The following is a 15,941-nucleotide window of genomic DNA, read 5'->3' on the forward strand; positions in this document are numbered from 1 at the left end:
GTTCAGCCGTCCGACAACCCGGACTCTTCGACGATCCGCAGCGCGGCCTCGGGGTCGCCGTCGGCGGAGATGCAGAAGCCCCGGATCCCCGGGAGCTTCGACAGCCGGCGGACGGTTTCCAGGGCGGTCTCCGCCGCACCGGACGGCCGGATGCCGGCCAGGACGGCGGCCTGTTCGTGCAGGCCGCGCCGGACGATCTCTTTCCACCACGCCTCGAACCGCTCCGGATCGCAGACCGGCTGCGTCACCAGGAACCGCGCGCCGGCGCGCACTTTCTTGGCGAGCCGCATCATCTGCAGGGCGGGCGGATCGGCGTCGGGGGACGCCACGGCCCCGAGGAGGAACGGGCCGGCCCCCGGAAGACTCTCCTCGCCCACCAGGCCTGCGTCGCTCGACAGGCGGGCATACGCCTGGAGGAGCTGCACGGAGTCGATGTCGTGGACGTTCTTCGCGGCGCGGTAACCGCCCAGCGTCTGATGGTCTCCGCTGGTGCACAGCAGGTTCGCGATGCCCAGGGCCTGCGCCCCGAGCGCCTCGGAAACCAGGGCGATGCGGTTACGGTCCCGCGTGTTCACATGGAGGATCGGCTCGATCCCGTCGGCTTTCAGGAGGGAGGCGGCGGCGAGGGCCGACATGGCGACCCGTTCCCGGTTGTCGCTGACGCCCACGGCGTGGACCTTCCCGGCGAACCGGCCGGCGGCCGCCCGCCAGGACGCGGGATCGCCGCCTTGCGGCGGGTGGATCTCCGCCAGCAGCACCGGCTTCCCCGACGCGATCCGTTCCTTGAGGCGGGATGGAGGCGCGTTCATGCCTGTTTTCTCTGCTCCATCCAGGCGGAATCGCCCGCGTCGCAGATGCGCCCGACCGTGTCGCGCACGAGCTGCTCCAATCGCCGGGGCGGGTCGTTCGGAGAGAAGTGGACCATCTGCGCGCGTTCCGCGGAAAGCCCGATTTCCTCGAGGAGCCGCCCGATCGTGCGGACGCGGATCTCCGCCCGGTAGTTCCCTTCCGAGAGGGTGCAGTCGCCCTTGGGGCACCCCACCACGCAGAAGCCCCGGGCGCCCCCCTCCATCGCGCGCATCAGGTATCGCCCGTCCATCCTCCCGCTGCAGGGGATCTCCCGCACGACCACCCGCGCGCCGTCCTGTTCCCATTGACGCGGCAGGTTCGCGCCCTGCGGGAGGCAGTTGGCGCAGAGGTAAACGATCACGTCTGGAGTGAGGGCTACCGACATAAGCGCACAGACCCGTTACCGGACTTGCTGATCCCCTTTCGGATCGGATTGTGTTCCGTCAAGAGGAAGCGGCCTGGGGGGAGTTAAGTCCCAAGGCAAAACGCTATTGATTCATTATGCCGATTTCGATGCGACAGGAAAGGAAATTTTAATGTGCAATTTTGCATTTATGATGCATAATTGCATGCATCCATTTCCCGCGGGAGGAAGCCGTGGCGTACCTGGAACGAACCCTGGAGCCGGTGGTCCGGAAGGCGGCGATGGATTTCCCGGCCGTCGTCCTCGCGGGGCCGAGGCAGTCCGGAAAGACCACCCTGCTGCGGAACCTGTTCCGCGAGACGCATCGGTACGTATCCCTGGAAGCGCCGGCCGCGCGGGCCGCGGCCTCGGAGGACCCGCGCTCCTTCCTCGAGTCGAATCCGCCGCCGGCGATCATCGACGAATTCCAGCACGTCCCGGCCCTGCTGGCGCACATCCGGGAGCGCATCGACAGGAATCGCGGGAAAGCGGGGCAATACCTGCTGACCGGCGGCTGGAGCCTGCCGTCGGCCGAAAGGGTCGCCGATTCCCTCGGGGGACGCGCCGTCGCGCTCCGGCTCCCTCCGCTCTCCTGCCGGGAGATCACGAAAACTCCGAGGGCCAACTTTCCGTGGGAATCGGGGGCGCGCTCCGGGAGGCACAAGCTGGCGTTCCGGGGGCTGTGGGAAAGTTTCCTCCGGGGGGGCCATCCGGGAATCGCCGCGAATCCGAAGCGCGATCCCGCGGAATGGCACGCAACCCATCTGCAGGCGTACCTCGAACGGGACCTTCCCCCCCTGCGGCAGGTCGGGGATATCCCGCGGTTCTACGCGTTCTTCCGCGCCCTGGCGGCACGAAGCGCGCATCCGCTCAACCTCTCGGACCTCGCGCGGGAGCTCGGCATTTCGGTGAACACCGCCAGGGCATGGGTCTCCGTGCTGGAGGACACCGGCCAGATCCTCCTCCTCCCGCCGTATTCCTGCGACGTCGGATCCCGGCTCGTCAGGACCCCCAAGGTGTACCTGTCGGACGTGGGTACCCTGTGCTACCTGGCGGGATTGAGGGACGCGGAACACGCCATGTCCGGCCCGATGGGCGGCGCCATCTTCGAGACGGCCGTCGTCGGCGAAATCGCGCGGCGGCTTTCCGGGAGGGGGGAGCGTCCCCGGATGCATTTCTGGAGAACATCGACCGGCTTCGAGGTGGACCTGATCGTGGAGACCGGCGACAGGCGGATCCCCCTGGAGATCCGGGCCTCGGCGACCCCCGATGCCGCGATGGCGAGGAACATCGTATCGCTCCGGAAGCGGCTCTACGGACGGCTGGAGAAGGGGTTCGTCGTCCATCCGGGCGATGCCGCTCTCCCCCTCGGGCCGGATGCCGTCGCATTGCCGTTCGCGGATCTTTGATACCGGCCGTGCATCCTACACCGCGACGCCCGGATAAAAATATTCGTTGACATAGATTACCTCCGGGGTAATATTACCAATATCGTATCCTTTCAGCAAAACCGGAGACGCCGCATGCAGGGGATCAAGAGGGACACCGACTACGCCGTGCGCGTCGTGTTCCACCTCGCCGCGCTGGGGAGCGGGGCGAACGTCCAGGTGAAGGACATCGCCGAGCGGCGCCTGATGCCGGCGCCGTTCGTCCGCCGCGTCGTCGCCCGGCTCGCCGCCGCGGGGATCCTGCGCACGGTCCGCGGCAGCGGCGGCGGCGTGCGGCTAGCCCGTCCGGCCTCCGCGATCTCGCTGCTCGACGTGGTCAGCGCGATGGAGGGGGGGATCGTCCTGAACCGCTGCGTCTCCGATCCGGGAGACTGCCCCTTCTCCGGAAACTGCGCGATCCACCTCGCCTGGGCCGACGCGACCCGCCGCGTCGAGGAGCGCCTGGGCGCCCTCGCCTTCTCGGACCTGCTGGAACCCCCCATGGAGAAAGGAAAGGAGACCTGACATGGATGTGCTCTTCCTGTCCCGGCTTCAGTTCGCGGTCGCCACCTACTTCCATTTCCTGTTCGTCCCGCTGACGCTCGGGCTGTCGCTGCTCGTGGCGATCATGCAGACGAAATGGTACCGATCCGGCGACGAGGACTGGCTCCGCATGACGAAGTTCTGGGGGAAGCTCTTCCTCATCAACTTCGCCATCGGCGTCGTCACCGGGATCACGCTGGAGTTCCAGTTCGGGACGAACTGGGCGCGCTACTCGATCTTCGTGGGGGACGTCTTCGGGTCGCTGCTGGCGATCGAGGCCACGGCGACGTTCTTCCTCGAATCGACCTTCATCGCCGTCTGGTTCTTCGGCTGGAACCGCATATCGAAGAAGGCCCACCTGGCATCCATCTGGCTCGTCGCGATCGCCTCGAACCTTTCGGCATTCTGGATCCTGGTGGCGAACGCCTGGATGCAGAGCCCGGTCGGTTACACGATCCGCAACGGCCGGGCCGAGCTCACGGACTTCCTCGCCTTGATCACCCAGCCCTTCGCCATCCTCGAGATCGTCCACACGCTCGGAGCCGCCTACATCACGGCCGGCTTCTTCGTGCTCGGCATCTCCGCGTGGCACCTGCTGCGCCGCGGCGACACGGCCTTCTTCCGCAAGTCGTTCGCCCTCGCCGCCGTCTGGGCGCTGACCTTCTCCGTGTTCGAGGTCGCGCAGGGGCACATGAACGCCGAGATTCTCCAGAGCAAGCAACCCATGAAGCTGGCCGCCATGGAAGCGCACTGGGAGACCCGGACGAACGCGCCGATCCACCTGCTCCAGTGGCCGGACGAGGAGAACGGGAGGAACCTCTTCGAGGCGCTGACGGTGCCGAACGCGCTGTCGCTTTTGGCGGACTACGAGCCGGACGCCGAGGTGAAGGGGCTCAACAGCGTGCCGCCCGCCGACCGCCCGCCGGTGCTCCCGGTATTCCTCTCGTTCCGCGCGATGGTGGGGCTGGCCTTCCTCTTCATCGCCCTGTCCGCCTGGGCCGTGAAGCGGCGCCGCGACCCGACGGGCTCCCCGCTGCTCCTCAAGCTGCTGATCTTCGCGATCCCGCTCCCGTACATCGCCAACGAGCTCGGCTGGACGATCGCGGAGCTGGGACGCCAGCCGTGGATCGTCTACGGCGTGATGCGCACCTCCGACGCCGTCTCGCAGATCGCCGCCGGGCAGGTCGCGATCTCGGCCGTGGCGTTCATCCTCGTCTACACCCTGCTCGGGGCCGCCGATTACTACCTGCTGGCTAAGTACGCCCGCCGCGGGCCCGAAGACACGGCCGCGGCCGGCAACTGAAGGAGGCGAAAGACATGCTCGAGACCATCTGGTTCGTCCTCTGGGGCGTCCTCTGGACCGGCTACTTCGTTCTCGACGGATTCGACCTCGGGCTGGGCACGCTCATGCCCTTCGTGGCCCGCAACGACGAGGAGCGGCGCCTGGTCTTCAACGCGCAGGGCCCCTTCTGGGACGGGAACGAGGTCTGGCTGCTCACCGCCGGCGGCGCGACGTTCGCGGCCTTCCCGAAGACCTACGCGGTGATGTTCTCCGCGCTCTACGCGCCGCTGATGCTGCTGCTGTTCGCGCTGATCTTCCGCGGCATCTCCCTCGAGATGCGCTCCAAGGAGACCGCGGCATGGTGGAGGAAGAGCTGGGACTGCTGCATGACTGTCGGCTCGTTCGTCGCGGCGCTGCTGCTGGGCGTCGCGTTCGCCAACATCTTCCGGGGGCTGCCGCTGGACAAGGACGGGGTGCTGCACGGCAACCTGCTGACGCTGCTCAACCCGTACGGCCTCCTCGGCGGGGCCCTGTTCGTCCTGCTGTTCGCCGTCCACGGCTCGCTGTGGCTGACGATCAAGGTCGGGGGGGAGCTGCGGGAGCGCGGGGCCCGCATGGCGGCGCGGCTGTGGCCGGTGCTGCTGGCCGTTGCAGTGGCGTTCCTCGGAATGACCGCGGCGGTTACCGACCTCTACGCGAACATTCTCCGCTGGCCGCTGCTGGCGCTGTTTCCGCTGCTGGCCGTCGCCGGCCTGGTCGGGTCGCGCCTCTTTCTTGCCCGCCGGGATTGGTGGAAGGCCTGGGGCTGCTCCGCCCTGACGATCGCGGGGGCGGCGGCGTTCGGCGTCGCGGGGCTGTTCCCCCGCCTTCTGCCGTCGAGCCTCGACCCCGCGGGCGCGACGCTGACGGCGTTCAACAGCGCTTCGAGCCCCCTGACGCTCTCGATCATGCTCGGCGTGGCGCTCGTGTTCGTCCCGATCGTCCTTGCGTACCAGTTCTGGGTGTACCGCAATTTTTCGTTCGAGATCTCCGCGGAGGACCTGGAAAAAGGGAACGCGTACTAGCCCGGGCTGGTCATCCGGTGGCGGTCATCCTCTCTCCTCGGAGGATGATCCGTCCCGGATCGATCTCCTCCCGCAGGACTCGGAGCTCGTCCGGGGAAGGGGGGGTGATCTCTCCGACCTCTTCCGCGACCTGCGGCCGGAACGCCATGCCGTCCAGCGCCTCCCGTACGGAAACTCCCCGCAGCACGGAAAGCAGCGTCATCCGCAGGCTCGACGGGTCGAAGCCGAACAGCGCCTTCGAGGTGACGACGCGGTAAGGTCCGGTCCCACGGGGAAGCCCCGCCTTCTCCCGCGCGCCGGGACCGTCGAGGTAGCCGGGGGAGGTGAGGAAGTCCAGCTTCGGCACGAAGCGCCGTCCCTCGTGCTTCATCACGATGATCGTCCTCCAGCAGTGGGACGCCACCTGGTTCCCGCCGCCGCTCCCCGCAAACCGCCGCTCCGGTCGGGAGTAGGTTCCGCCGAGGAAGGTCGAATTGATGTTGCCGTACGGGTCCACCTGGAGCGCGCCCAGCATCCCGTAATCCATGTACCCGGCGGCGGAGAAGGCGAACGCCCGGTTCATGTCGAGCCACTGGAGCGACCTGTAGGTGTTCTGCGGCCCCCCCATCGTCCCCCGGACGAACGGGAGGACGGGCTGCGGGCCGACCGCCCCGAACTCGTAGAGCTGGATCACGTCCGGGGCGTAGAGCTTCTGGGCGAGCATTGCGGCCACCTGCGGGATCCCCCACCCCACGAAGACGGTCTTCCCGTCCTCGATGAGCCGGGCCGCCTGGGCGACCATGAACTCGGTGTCGGTGAATTCGACCGTTTCCGGCATCAGCGATATCCCTCCACGATCGTCGCTCGGCGGCGCAGCTCCCGCATCCGCTTCGCGCCGACCCGCCGGTCGAGGAACTCGTCGTGGTCCGCGACCGAGTGGACGTTCTCCTCCAGGTACCCCCGCATCTGCTCTTCCGTCCCGATGGCGTTCAGGCGGTCCACGTGCTCGAGGTCGATCTCGTAGCGCGCCGGCATGGCGCCGGGATACGCCCCGAACGGGGCGTGGACGACCGCGTCCACGAGGAAGAACGGAATCGTGGTCCGCATCGGCTCCTTCCGGAACTCGTCCGCATCGACGATCTCCTCGGCGGAGACCACGACGCGGAAGCTGGCCAGCGCCGCCTCGAACGCGAACAGGCTCGTCCCGAAGATGCGGGCGTTGCCGGTCTCGTCCGCCTGGTGGACGTGGATGAAGGCGACGTCGGGGTTCAGCGCCGGAACGACGCAGACGGGATCCCCGGTGTACGGGTCCGGAAGCGTCCTCGCCGCGGAGAACTTCATGTTGTCCGAGCCGAGGAGGTCGCGGCACGGCAGGAAGGGCACTCCCCGCGCTCCCGCCAGGATCCGCAGCGCCAGCCCGCCGTTGGTCCACTCGTACACGCGCACCCGGCCGGCGGACACCGCCTTTCCGATGTAGCTTCCGTAACCGAGGAACCCCACGTCGATCCGCGAGGCGCAGCCCGCACCTACCAGGAGCGACGACTCGTGCAGCGTGAACTCCGCTCCGATCCAGAGATCCTTCCGGCGCTGCCGGATGACTTCGCGGACCATCGCCTGCGGCCCGCGGGTGAGGCTGGAGAAATCGTAAACGAGGTAGTCGCCGTCCTTGACGAACGCGGAGACGGCGTCCGCGGCGGAGAGCAGCTTGCGTACAGGGGCCCTCCCCTTCCGGTCGCGCACGTGCTCCCGGAAATCGTCCGGATGGACGAACCGGTACTCCACCTCTCCTTCGGTGCGGATCCGCTCCCCGCTCATCGGCGCCCCTCTCCGCGGGACCGCGCCTTGCGGGCCCCGCTTCCCTTCCGGCGCGCCCCGATCAGCTCCCCGGCGATCTTCCCGGCGGCCGAGTACGGGTCCGTCTTCCCGCCGGCCATCGCGGCGAGGAGCGGCTCGAGCATCCCCCGCCGCTCGAGCTCCTCCATCGCCTTCTCCGCCAGGCGGCATTTCAGCAGCTCCACGAGTTCCTCCCGGACCCGCTCCCGGCGAAGCCCTACCGGATCGCCGTCGCCGCAGAGGTGCGCCCGGTGTCTTTCCGCCTCCTCCCACAGCAAGGAAATCCCCGTGCCCTCGGACGCCACGGTGGAGACGACGGGGGGGATCCACGATCCTTCCGCATGCCCGCCCATCGCGATCATCGCCTCGATCTCGCGCCGGACCCGGTCGGCGCCGTCCCGGTCGGACTTGTTGACCGCGAAGATGTCCGCGATCTCGAGGATCCCCGCCTTCATGGCCTGCACGTCGTCGCCCAGCCCCGGCGCCACGACCACGATGTTGGTGTGGGCCACCCTGGCGATCTCGACCGCGTCCTGCCCCGCGCCGACGGTCTCGACGAGGATGACGTCCTTTCCCATGGCGTCCATGACGTGGACGATCCCCAGAGTGGACCGGGAAAGCCCTCCCAGGCGCCCGCGGGTCGCAAGGCTCCGGATGAACACCTCCGGGTCGTTGGCGTGTTCCTGCATCCGGACCCGGTCGCCCAGGAGGGCGCCTCCCGTGACGGGGCTGGTCGGGTCGACGGCGACGACCCCGACGGTCTTTTCCCGCCCCCGGAGCACCGCGACGAGCCGGCCGGCGATCGTCGATTTCCCGACGCCCGGCGCCCCCGTGATTCCGACGATATGCGCGCGGCCGGTGTGCCGGTAAAGGGATTTCAGCGTCCGCATCGCCGACGGGAGCCCGTCGTCCAGGTCGCGCATCAGCCGCGCCGCGGCCCGCGCGTCTCCCGACAGGATCTCCCGTGCGGTCGGCATCTTCATCTTCCCCGGATGAGGTTGCGGGCGATGATCATCCGCTGCACCTCGGAGGTCCCCTCGCCGATCTCGCAGAGCTTGGCGTCCCGCAGGAACCGCTCCACGGGGCGCTCCTCGGTGCAGCCTTCCATCCCGAGGAGCCGGATGGCCTTCTCGGCGCACCGCATCGCCGCCTCGGAAGCGAACAGCTTGGCGATGGAGGCCTCCATCCCGTACGGGCGCCCCCGGTCCTTGAGGAACGCCGCGCGCAGCGTCAGCAGCTCGGCGGCCTCGAGCTCGGTCCCCATGTCGGCGAGCATCCATTCGGATCCCTGGAGCCCTTCGGAGGGACGCGCGGACCGGCCCCGCTCCTTCATGTACCCGACGGCCTCCTCCAGCGCGCCCATGCCGATCCCCGTGGCGAGGGCGGCGATGGAGATCCTCCCCGCGTCGAGGATCGTCAGCGTGTCCCGGAAGGCGGAGTTCACCCGGCCCAGGATCGCGTCGTCGCCGACCTCGACGTCGTCGAGGAACAGCTCCGCGGTGTCGGAGGAGCGCATCCCTAACTTGTCGAGCTTCTTCCCGACCGAGAGCCCGGGCGTCCCTGCCGGCACGGCGAACGCGGTGACGCCGTCCTTCGGGCGCGCCTTGTCCGTCAGCGCGAGGACGACGTACACGCCCGCGACGCTTCCCTGGGTCACGAACATCTTGCTCCCGTTGAGGAGCCACCGGTCCCCCTTGCGCTCGGCGTGCGCACGCATCGACAGCGCGTCGGAGCCGGAGCCGGGCTCGGTCAGGGCGAACGCGCCGAGCATCCTCCCGGAGGCGAGCTCGGGGAGGTACTTCCGCCGGAGCGGCTCGGGACCGAACGCCTGGATGTACGCAGTGGAGAGCGAGTGATGGGAGGCGAAGGTCAGCCCGAGGGAGCCGTCTCCTTTCGCGATCTCCTCGACCGCGATGGCGTAGCTCACCATGTCCATCCCCGCGCCGCCGTACGCTGCGGGGACCATCGCCCCTAGGACTCCGAGCTCGCCGAGCCTTAAGATCAGCGCCCGCGGAAACTCCTCGCTTGCGTCCCTGCCGCGCGCGCCCGGGCGGACCTCCTTCTCCACGAAGTCCCGAAGCATCTCCCGGAGCTCCTGCTGCCTCTGCGTCAGGGCGAAGTTCACGTCGTCACCCGGCGGGCACGAAATAGACATCGGTGGGCCGGAGCTGGGAGTTGCGCCGGAACTTCGCCTTCACGGGCATCCCGATCCGGATCTCCTCCGGCCCTTCCGGCCCCACCAGCCGCGCCAGCAGCAGCGTGTCCACGCCGTCGAACTCCACCAGGACCAGGTGGAAAGGGGTCTCCTTTAGAAACTCCTCGCTCCCGAAGTAGCAGGTGGTGAAGGTGTGCACCCGTCCCTCCCTGGGCAGCTCCACCCAGCGCGTCTCCCCGCCGCAATCCGCGCACGCCAGCCGCGGCGTGGCGTAGGTGTAGCCGCAGGCGTCGCACCGGGTCCCGAGCAGCCGTCCGTTCGACAATCCGGCGAAGTAGGGGGAGTCCTGGCCGTACGAATGGATGTATTCCACGGAGTACGGGTACTTGATGACGATCGGCGACATCCCCTTGAGCGTCTGCAGGTCCGAAGGGAACGGGATGTTGAACACCGTCGTCCCCGTCATCCTTTCCTCCACCTTCGGCGGCGATGCAGTGCGCTTCGCTGCAGGTTTCCTCTTCACGCTCGCCACCCCCTCTCCAGGATCGACACGGTGACGTAGGTCCCCGTCCCCGCGTGGCTGTGGATCAGTCCGCGCTTCGCGCCACGGACTTGCAGCGTGCCGTCGCCGAAGTGCTTCCGGATCGTCCCCTGGATCTGCCAGAAGGCGAAGACAGCCTGCATGAGCCCCGTCGCCCCGACCGGGTGGCCGCAGGCGATCAGCCCCCCCGACGGATTCACCGGGATCGTCCCCTTGCGACGCAGCTGCAGCCCGTAATCGACGTTCGGCAGGAACGGGTGCCCCTCCTCCACGAACTTTCCCCCCTCCCCGTACTTGCACAGGGCGAGGTCCTCGTACGTCTGGATCTCGGAGGAGGTGTAGGCGTCGTGGAGCTCGACGAAGTCGAGCTGCCGGCGCGGCTCCGTGATCCCGGCCATCTTGTACGCCTGGAGCGCGGCGCTGCGCCCCGCGCGGAAGGAATGGACGCCGGGGTACGTCAGGTTCCTGTAATCGCTCTTCTTCTCGTTCGGTGCGAGCGGCACCTCCCTGTGCGGCCGGTCCGCCATCCGCATCATGTCCGTGCCCGTGCCGATCCCCGTGATCCGCACCGGCCGGTCCGTCAGCCGGAACGCGGTCTCCTCGTCGGCCAGGATGCACGTTGCGGCTCCGTCGGACATCACGCAGATGTCGAGCAGCGTCAGCGGGTACGCGACCATGGCGGCGCCGCGCACGTCCGCCACGGTGAGCCGGCGGCGCTTCTGGGCGTACGGGTTGTGGAAGGCGTTGCCGTGGTTCTTCACCGACACCATGGCCATCTGCTCCACGGTGGTGCCGAACTCGTGCATGTGCCGGTTCACCATCATCGCGTAGTAGCCGGTGTAGAACCCGCCCACGGGGTAGTCGAAGTTGACGTCCGAGGCGAGGGCGATGAACTCGTTTCCCTTCCACGTCGGCACGCGCGACATCGTCTCGAAGCCGTAGGCCGCGCAGACGCTCATCCTCCCGGAGGCGACCGCCTCCCACGCCGCCTGGAAGCACAGGCCGCCCGTGGCGCCGCCCCCCTCGACCCGCTTGTTCGGCCGGGGGCAGATGCCCAGGTAGTCCGTCGCCATGATCCCCGCCATCAGCTGCCGCGTGAAGTGGTCGGAAAAGTAGGAGACGACCGAGCCGTCTATCCCTGCAAGGGAGAGCTTGGGGACGTCCCCCATTGCGTAGTCGAACGATTCCTTGACCATCTTCTGGAACGTGGCGTCGGGGCGCGCCTTCTGGAACTTGCTCACCCCACCGGCCACCATGTAGACGGGCCTCATCCGCTCCCTCCCCTACCTCCTCGGTGATATGCGCCCGTTCACGTAGTCGACGATCTCCCGCATCGTGGCCCCCGGGGTGAACACGCGGTCCACCCCCTTCCTCAGCAGCCCGGGGATGTCTTCGTCCGGGATGATCCCGCCGCCGAACAGCACCACGTTGTCCATCTTCCTTTTCTTCAGAAGCTTCAGCACCTCCGGGAAGAGGTGCTCGTGCGCTCCCGAAAGGACCGAAAGCCCGATGGCGTCCACGTCCTCCTGCATCGCGGCGTTGACGATCATCTCGGGCGTCTGGTGGAGGCCGGTGTAGACGACCTCGACCCCCGCGTCGCGCAGGGCCCGCGCGATGATCTTCGCCCCGCGGTCGTGCCCGTCCAGCCCGGGCTTGCCGATGAGGATCCGGACTTTTCGGACGGGCTTTCCCCGACCCGCGGCGCCGCTCTTTTTCCTCCCCGCCGTCGCCATCGCCATCGGCTCCCTCTCCTCAAAACAGCCCGGGATCGCGGTACTCCCCGAAAGTCTCCCGAAGGGCGTCGCACATCTCTCCCAGCGTCACGTACTCCCGAGCGGCGTCGACCAGCCGCGGCATGAGGTTTTCCTTCGGGTCCCGCGCCGCATCCCCGAGGGCCGCGACCGCCGCGGCCGCCCTGCGGGCGCTGCGCTTCCTGCGCACCTCCCGCGTGCGGGCGATCTGCCGCTTCTCCACGCCCGGATCGACCCTCAACAGAGGGATGGCCTGCTCCTCCTCTCCCTTGTACGCGTTGAGCCCCACGATCCGGAACTCCCCGGAGTCCACCCGCTTCTGGAAGGCGTACGCCGCGTCGGCGATCTCCCGCTGCGGGTACCCCTTCTTGACCGCCTCGACCATCCCGCCCATTTCGTCGATCTTCCGGATATACTCCAGCGCCTTCTTCTCCATCTCGCAGGTCAGCCGCTCCACGAAGAAGGAGCCGCCCAGCGGGTCGATGGCGTTCGCCACGCCGCACTCCTCCAGGAGGATCTGCTGCGTCCGAAGCGCGATGCGCGCGGCCTCCTCCGTCGGCAGCGCCAGCGTCTCGTCCATGGAGTTGGTGTGCAGCGACTGGGTGCCGCCCAGGACGCCGGCCAGCGCCTCCACGGCGACCCGCACGATGTTGTTCATCGGCTGCTGGGCGGTCAGGGAGCATCCGGCGGTCTGCGTGTGGAAGCGCAGCTTCCAGGAGTCCTCCTCCCGGGCGCGGAACCGCTCCCGCATAATGCGCGCCCACATCCTCCGCGCGGCGCGGTACTTCGCGATCTCCTCGAAGAAGTCGATGTGCGCGTTGAAGAAGAAGGAGAGGCGCGGCGCGAAGCGGTCCACGGGGATCCCGGCCTCGATCCCCGCCCGTACGTAGGCGATGCCGTCCGCAAGGGTGAACGCCAGCTCCTGCACCGCCGTGGAGCCGGCCTCGCGGATGTGATACCCGCTGATGCTGATCGTGTTCCACTTCGGCACGCGCTCGGTGCAGTACGCGAGGACGTCGGTGATGATCCGCATGGAGGGATCGGGGGGAAAGACCCACGAGTGCTGCGCGATGTACTCTTTCAGGATGTCGTTCTGGATCGTCCCGCTGAGGCGATCGAACGGCGCCCCCTGCTTCTCCGCGGCGGCCAGGTACATCGCGAAGACCATCGCCGCGGGGCCGTTGATCGTCATCGAGGTGGTGATCCGGTCGAGCGGGATCCGGTCGAAGAGGATCTCCATGTCCTTGAGCGAGTCGACCGCCACCCCGCACACTCCGACTTCGCCCCGGGCGCGCGGCGAATCGGAGTCGTACCCCATGAGGGTCGGGAAATGGAACGCCGTCGACAGGCCGGTCTGCCCCTGCGACAGGAGGAACCGGAACCGCTTGTTGGTGTCCTCGGCCGATCCGTACCCCGCGAACTGCCGCATCGTCCAGACCTTGCCCCGGTACATGGTGGCCTGGACCCCCCGCGTGAACGGGTAGCTGCCGGGAAAGCCGAGCTCCCCGGAATAATCCAGGTCCTGCGTCATGTCCGGGGTATATAGCGGAAGGATCTCCTCGCCGGAGATCGTGGCGTACCGCTTCTTCCGCTCCCCGTTCGCCACGGCCGCGCGTTTCGCGAAATCTTCCTGCCACCTCCGCCGCCCCGACGCGATCGCGCTGAGCTTCTTCCGGTCGTACATCGTGCCTCTCCCTCCGCCGGCCGCCCGTTCCGTAACATACGATGCCGGTTCCCTCCCGCCCGCTTCCGGGCCGGGGGGCGTTCCTTTCGGGAACTCCTTGCTTCAGAATGTATCTATAAGGATATCGTTATGAATGGGAAGGTGAACGAATGAAGAAGAAAGCGGAGAGCAAGGAATACCCGATGGTCACCGTGCTGCTCCCGGACGGGATGGCCGATCCCGCCAACGATCCGGGGCTTCCGGACCCGGAGCTCCTGGCCGTTTTCGGAAAAATGAACCTGGTTCGGGCGATGGACGAGAAGGCGATCGCCCTCCAGCGCTCCGGCCGGATCGGTTTCTACGTACCCTCTTCGGGGCAGGAGGCTTGTTCCGTCGGCGCAGGCTATTGCGTCCGGGAAGGCGACTGGCTCTTCCCCGCATACAGGGACCACGGAATGGCGCTGATGCGCGGCTGCCCGCTCGTCACGCTGGTGGCACAGCTCTACGGCAACGATGCGGACCCGACGCGGGGGCGGCAGATGCCCAACCATTGGTGCGACCAACGCATCCGCCTCGTCTCGGTGTCCTCCCCCGTGGCCACCCAGCTCCCGCACGCGGTCGGCGCGTCGTACGCGGCGAAGCTCCGGGGGGAGCCGGTCGCGGCGATCGCGACGTTCGGGGACGGCGGGACGTCCACCGGGGAGTTCCACGCGGGCATGAACTTCGCGGGCGTCTTCCGGACCCCCACGATCTTCCTCTGCGAAAACAACCAGTACGCCATCTCCGTGCACGTGTCGCGGCAGACCGCCGCGCCGACGCTGGCGGCCAAGGCGGCGGCGTACGGCATCCCCGGAATCCGCGTCGACGGGAACGACGTCCTCGCCGTGCTGAAGGTCGCCCGCGAGGCGCTCGAGCGCGCCCGCTCCGGCGAAGGGCCGACCATGATCGAGGCGGTCACGTACCGCATGGGCCCCCACTCCACCTCGGACGACCCGAGCGTCTATCGGACGGAGGACGAGGTGGCGCAGTGGCGGAGGAAAGACCCGATCCGCCGCTTCGCGGAGCATCTGAGGAAACGGGGGCTCCTCGACGACGCGGCCGAGGAGGCGGCGCGGTCCGAAGCGAAGGAAGCGGTCCAGCGGGCGGTCGAGGAGGTGGAAGCGGCGCCTCCGGTGCCCGTCGAGAGCCTGTTCGAAGACGTGTTCGCGGAGATGCCGTGGCATCTGGCGGAGCAACGGGACGCCCTCCTCTCCGGAAAGGGGGAGACCCGGTGACGCAGGCTACGCTGCTGCAGGCGATCCGCGATACCCTCCACGAGGAGATGGCCCGCGACCCGCGGGTGGTGGTGATGGGCGAGGACGTCGGCCGCGAAGGCGGCGTCTTCCGTGTGACCGAGGGGCTTCACGCGAAGTTCGGCCCCGACCGGGTCCTCGACATGCCGCTGAACGAGGGCGGCATCGTCGGCATGGCGATCGGGATGGCGCTGAACGGGCTGCGCCCGGTCGTGGAGATCGAGTTCGCCGACTTCATCTTCCCCGCCTTCGACCAGATCGTCTCCGAGCTCGCGAAGCTCCGGTACCGCTCCGGCGGACAGTTCCCCGCGCCGGTGGTCATCCGCGCCCCCTCGGGCGGCGGAATCAAGGGGGGACACTACCATTCCCAGAGCCCGGAGGCGCACTTCATCCACACCGCGGGGTTGGTCGTCGTGTCGCCCTCCACCCCCGCGGACGCCAAGGGGCTGCTGGCCTCGGCGATCCGCGGGCCGGACCCGGTCCTGTTTTTCGAGCCGAAGGCGCTCTACCGGACGGTGAAAGGGGAAGTCCCCGAAGGAGAGCACCTGGTGCCGTTCGGGAAGGGGCGGATCGCGCGGCCGGGCGAGGACGTGACGCTGGTGGCCTGGGGCGCCATGGTCCCGGTGGCCGAGAAGGCGGCGGACGCCGTCGCCGCGGAGGGGGTCCGGGTCGAGGTGATCGATCCGCGCACGCTGTGGCCGCTCGACATCGCCCTGATCGAGGATTCCGTGAACCGCACCGGGAGGGCGGTGGTCCTCCATGAAGCGCCCCGCGCCTGCGGTTTCGGGGCGGAAGTGGCCGCGCTGGTCCAGGAGCGCTGCTTCCTCCATCTGAAGGCGCCGATCGCCCGCGTGACGGGGTACGACACTCCGTTCCCGTACGCCCTCGAGAAAACGTACCTGCCGGACCCGGAGAAGACCGCGGGCGCGATCCGCGCCGCGATGAACTTCTGACATATACGCCAAGGGAAAGGAGTCCCTGAGGAAATGTCGATCGAGCTGAAGCTCCCCGACATCGGGGAAGGGATCGCGGAGGGGGAGATCGTGCGGTGGCTGGTCGCGGAAGGGGCGGCCGTCAAGGAGGACGACCCGCTCGTCGAGGTCATGACCGACAAGGCGAACGTCGAGATCCCCTCGCCCGCCGGCGGCGTCCTGGCGAA

The 15,941-nt window shown here is 68.2% G+C and carries 17 protein-coding genes; 7 read left to right on the top strand and 10 right to left on the bottom strand.

Annotated elements, in window-relative coordinates:
* Window positions 1-2 precede the first annotated feature (2 nt).
* Both AB1346_06685 and AB1346_06690 read right to left on the bottom strand, forming a co-directional pair.
* A complete protein-coding gene (locus tag AB1346_06685) occupies window positions 3-809 on the bottom strand; it encodes a methylenetetrahydrofolate reductase (GenBank protein ID MEW6720116.1) in 807 nt (268 codons plus the stop codon).
* Window positions 806-1,234 (bottom strand): hydrogenase iron-sulfur subunit, encoded by a 429-nt coding sequence (locus AB1346_06690; GenBank protein ID MEW6720117.1) that lies wholly within the window; start codon window positions 1,232-1,234, stop codon window positions 806-808. Before AB1346_06690 ends, AB1346_06685 begins: the two co-directional genes overlap by 4 nt.
* Window positions 1,235-1,446: 212 nt before the next feature.
* Here AB1346_06690 and AB1346_06695 point away from each other — a divergent pair, with 212 nt between their 5' ends.
* From AB1346_06695 to cydB, 4 genes are all read left to right on the top strand, one after another.
* Window positions 1,447-2,661: an ATP-binding protein gene (locus AB1346_06695; GenBank protein ID MEW6720118.1), complete on the top strand. Its 1,215-nt coding sequence runs from the start codon at window positions 1,447-1,449 to the stop codon at window positions 2,659-2,661.
* A 114-nt stretch (window positions 2,662-2,775) separates the two neighbouring features.
* Window positions 2,776-3,204, top strand: a complete 429-nt coding sequence (locus AB1346_06700; GenBank protein ID MEW6720119.1) for an Rrf2 family transcriptional regulator — start codon at window positions 2,776-2,778, stop codon at window positions 3,202-3,204.
* A 1-nt stretch (window position 3,205) separates the two neighbouring features.
* Entirely contained in the window at window positions 3,206-4,525 is a 1,320-nt protein-coding gene (locus tag AB1346_06705) for a cytochrome ubiquinol oxidase subunit I (protein ID MEW6720120.1), read from the top strand.
* 14 nt (window positions 4,526-4,539) lie between these two features.
* The gene (gene cydB / locus AB1346_06710; GenBank protein MEW6720121.1) at window positions 4,540-5,568 is read left to right on the top strand and encodes a cytochrome d ubiquinol oxidase subunit II; all 1,029 of its coding nucleotides are present in this window, start codon (window positions 4,540-4,542) and stop codon (window positions 5,566-5,568) included.
* Window positions 5,569-5,578: 10 nt separating this feature from the next.
* On the opposite strand, the gene AB1346_06715 is transcribed toward cydB, so the two are convergent.
* From AB1346_06715 to AB1346_06750, 8 genes are read right to left on the bottom strand one after another with little or no spacing between them, the layout of a single operon-like run.
* On the bottom strand, window positions 5,579-6,385 hold the full coding sequence (locus tag AB1346_06715) for a CoA-transferase (protein MEW6720122.1): 807 nt from the start codon (window positions 6,383-6,385) through the stop codon (window positions 5,579-5,581).
* Window positions 6,385-7,362: a CoA-transferase gene (locus AB1346_06720; GenBank protein MEW6720123.1), complete on the bottom strand. Its 978-nt coding sequence runs from the start codon at window positions 7,360-7,362 to the stop codon at window positions 6,385-6,387. The genes AB1346_06715 and AB1346_06720 overlap by 1 nt, the downstream gene beginning before the upstream one ends.
* Window positions 7,359-8,357: a methylmalonyl Co-A mutase-associated GTPase MeaB gene (gene meaB, locus AB1346_06725; GenBank protein ID MEW6720124.1), complete on the bottom strand. Its 999-nt coding sequence runs from the start codon at window positions 8,355-8,357 to the stop codon at window positions 7,359-7,361. The genes AB1346_06720 and meaB overlap by 4 nt, the downstream gene beginning before the upstream one ends.
* 2 nt (window positions 8,358-8,359) lie before the next feature.
* A complete protein-coding gene (locus tag AB1346_06730; protein ID MEW6720125.1) occupies window positions 8,360-9,505 on the bottom strand; it encodes an acyl-CoA dehydrogenase family protein in 1,146 nt (381 codons plus the stop codon).
* Window positions 9,506-9,509: 4 nt separating this feature from the next.
* Window positions 9,510-10,001: a Zn-ribbon domain-containing OB-fold protein gene (locus tag AB1346_06735; GenBank protein MEW6720126.1), complete on the bottom strand. Its 492-nt coding sequence runs from the start codon at window positions 9,999-10,001 to the stop codon at window positions 9,510-9,512.
* A 53-nt stretch (window positions 10,002-10,054) separates the two neighbouring features.
* Window positions 10,055-11,347, bottom strand: a complete 1,293-nt coding sequence (locus tag AB1346_06740) for a thiolase domain-containing protein (GenBank protein MEW6720127.1) — start codon at window positions 11,345-11,347, stop codon at window positions 10,055-10,057.
* 12 nt (window positions 11,348-11,359) lie between these two features.
* On the bottom strand, window positions 11,360-11,809 hold the full coding sequence (locus AB1346_06745) for a cobalamin B12-binding domain-containing protein (protein MEW6720128.1): 450 nt from the start codon (window positions 11,807-11,809) through the stop codon (window positions 11,360-11,362).
* Window positions 11,810-11,828: 19 nt separating this feature from the next.
* On the bottom strand, window positions 11,829-13,511 hold the full coding sequence (locus AB1346_06750) for a methylmalonyl-CoA mutase family protein (GenBank protein MEW6720129.1): 1,683 nt from the start codon (window positions 13,509-13,511) through the stop codon (window positions 11,829-11,831).
* A gap of 149 nt (window positions 13,512-13,660) precedes the next feature.
* Between AB1346_06750 and pdhA the strand changes: the two genes are divergently transcribed.
* From pdhA to AB1346_06765, 3 genes are all read left to right on the top strand, one after another.
* On the top strand, window positions 13,661-14,764 hold the full coding sequence (pdhA, locus tag AB1346_06755; protein ID MEW6720130.1) for a pyruvate dehydrogenase (acetyl-transferring) E1 component subunit alpha: 1,104 nt from the start codon (window positions 13,661-13,663) through the stop codon (window positions 14,762-14,764).
* Window positions 14,761-15,735 (top strand): alpha-ketoacid dehydrogenase subunit beta, encoded by a 975-nt coding sequence (locus AB1346_06760; GenBank protein MEW6720131.1) that lies wholly within the window; start codon window positions 14,761-14,763, stop codon window positions 15,733-15,735. The genes pdhA and AB1346_06760 overlap by 4 nt, the downstream gene beginning before the upstream one ends.
* Window positions 15,736-15,768: 33 nt before the next feature.
* Window positions 15,769-15,941: biotin/lipoyl-containing protein (locus tag AB1346_06765; protein ID MEW6720132.1), on the top strand; the 173-nt coding region annotated here is incomplete at its 3' end.

This window comes from Thermodesulfobacteriota bacterium (assembly GCA_040758155.1).
Classification (GTDB): Bacteria; Desulfobacterota; Deferrimicrobia; order Deferrimicrobiales; family Deferrimicrobiaceae; genus UBA2219.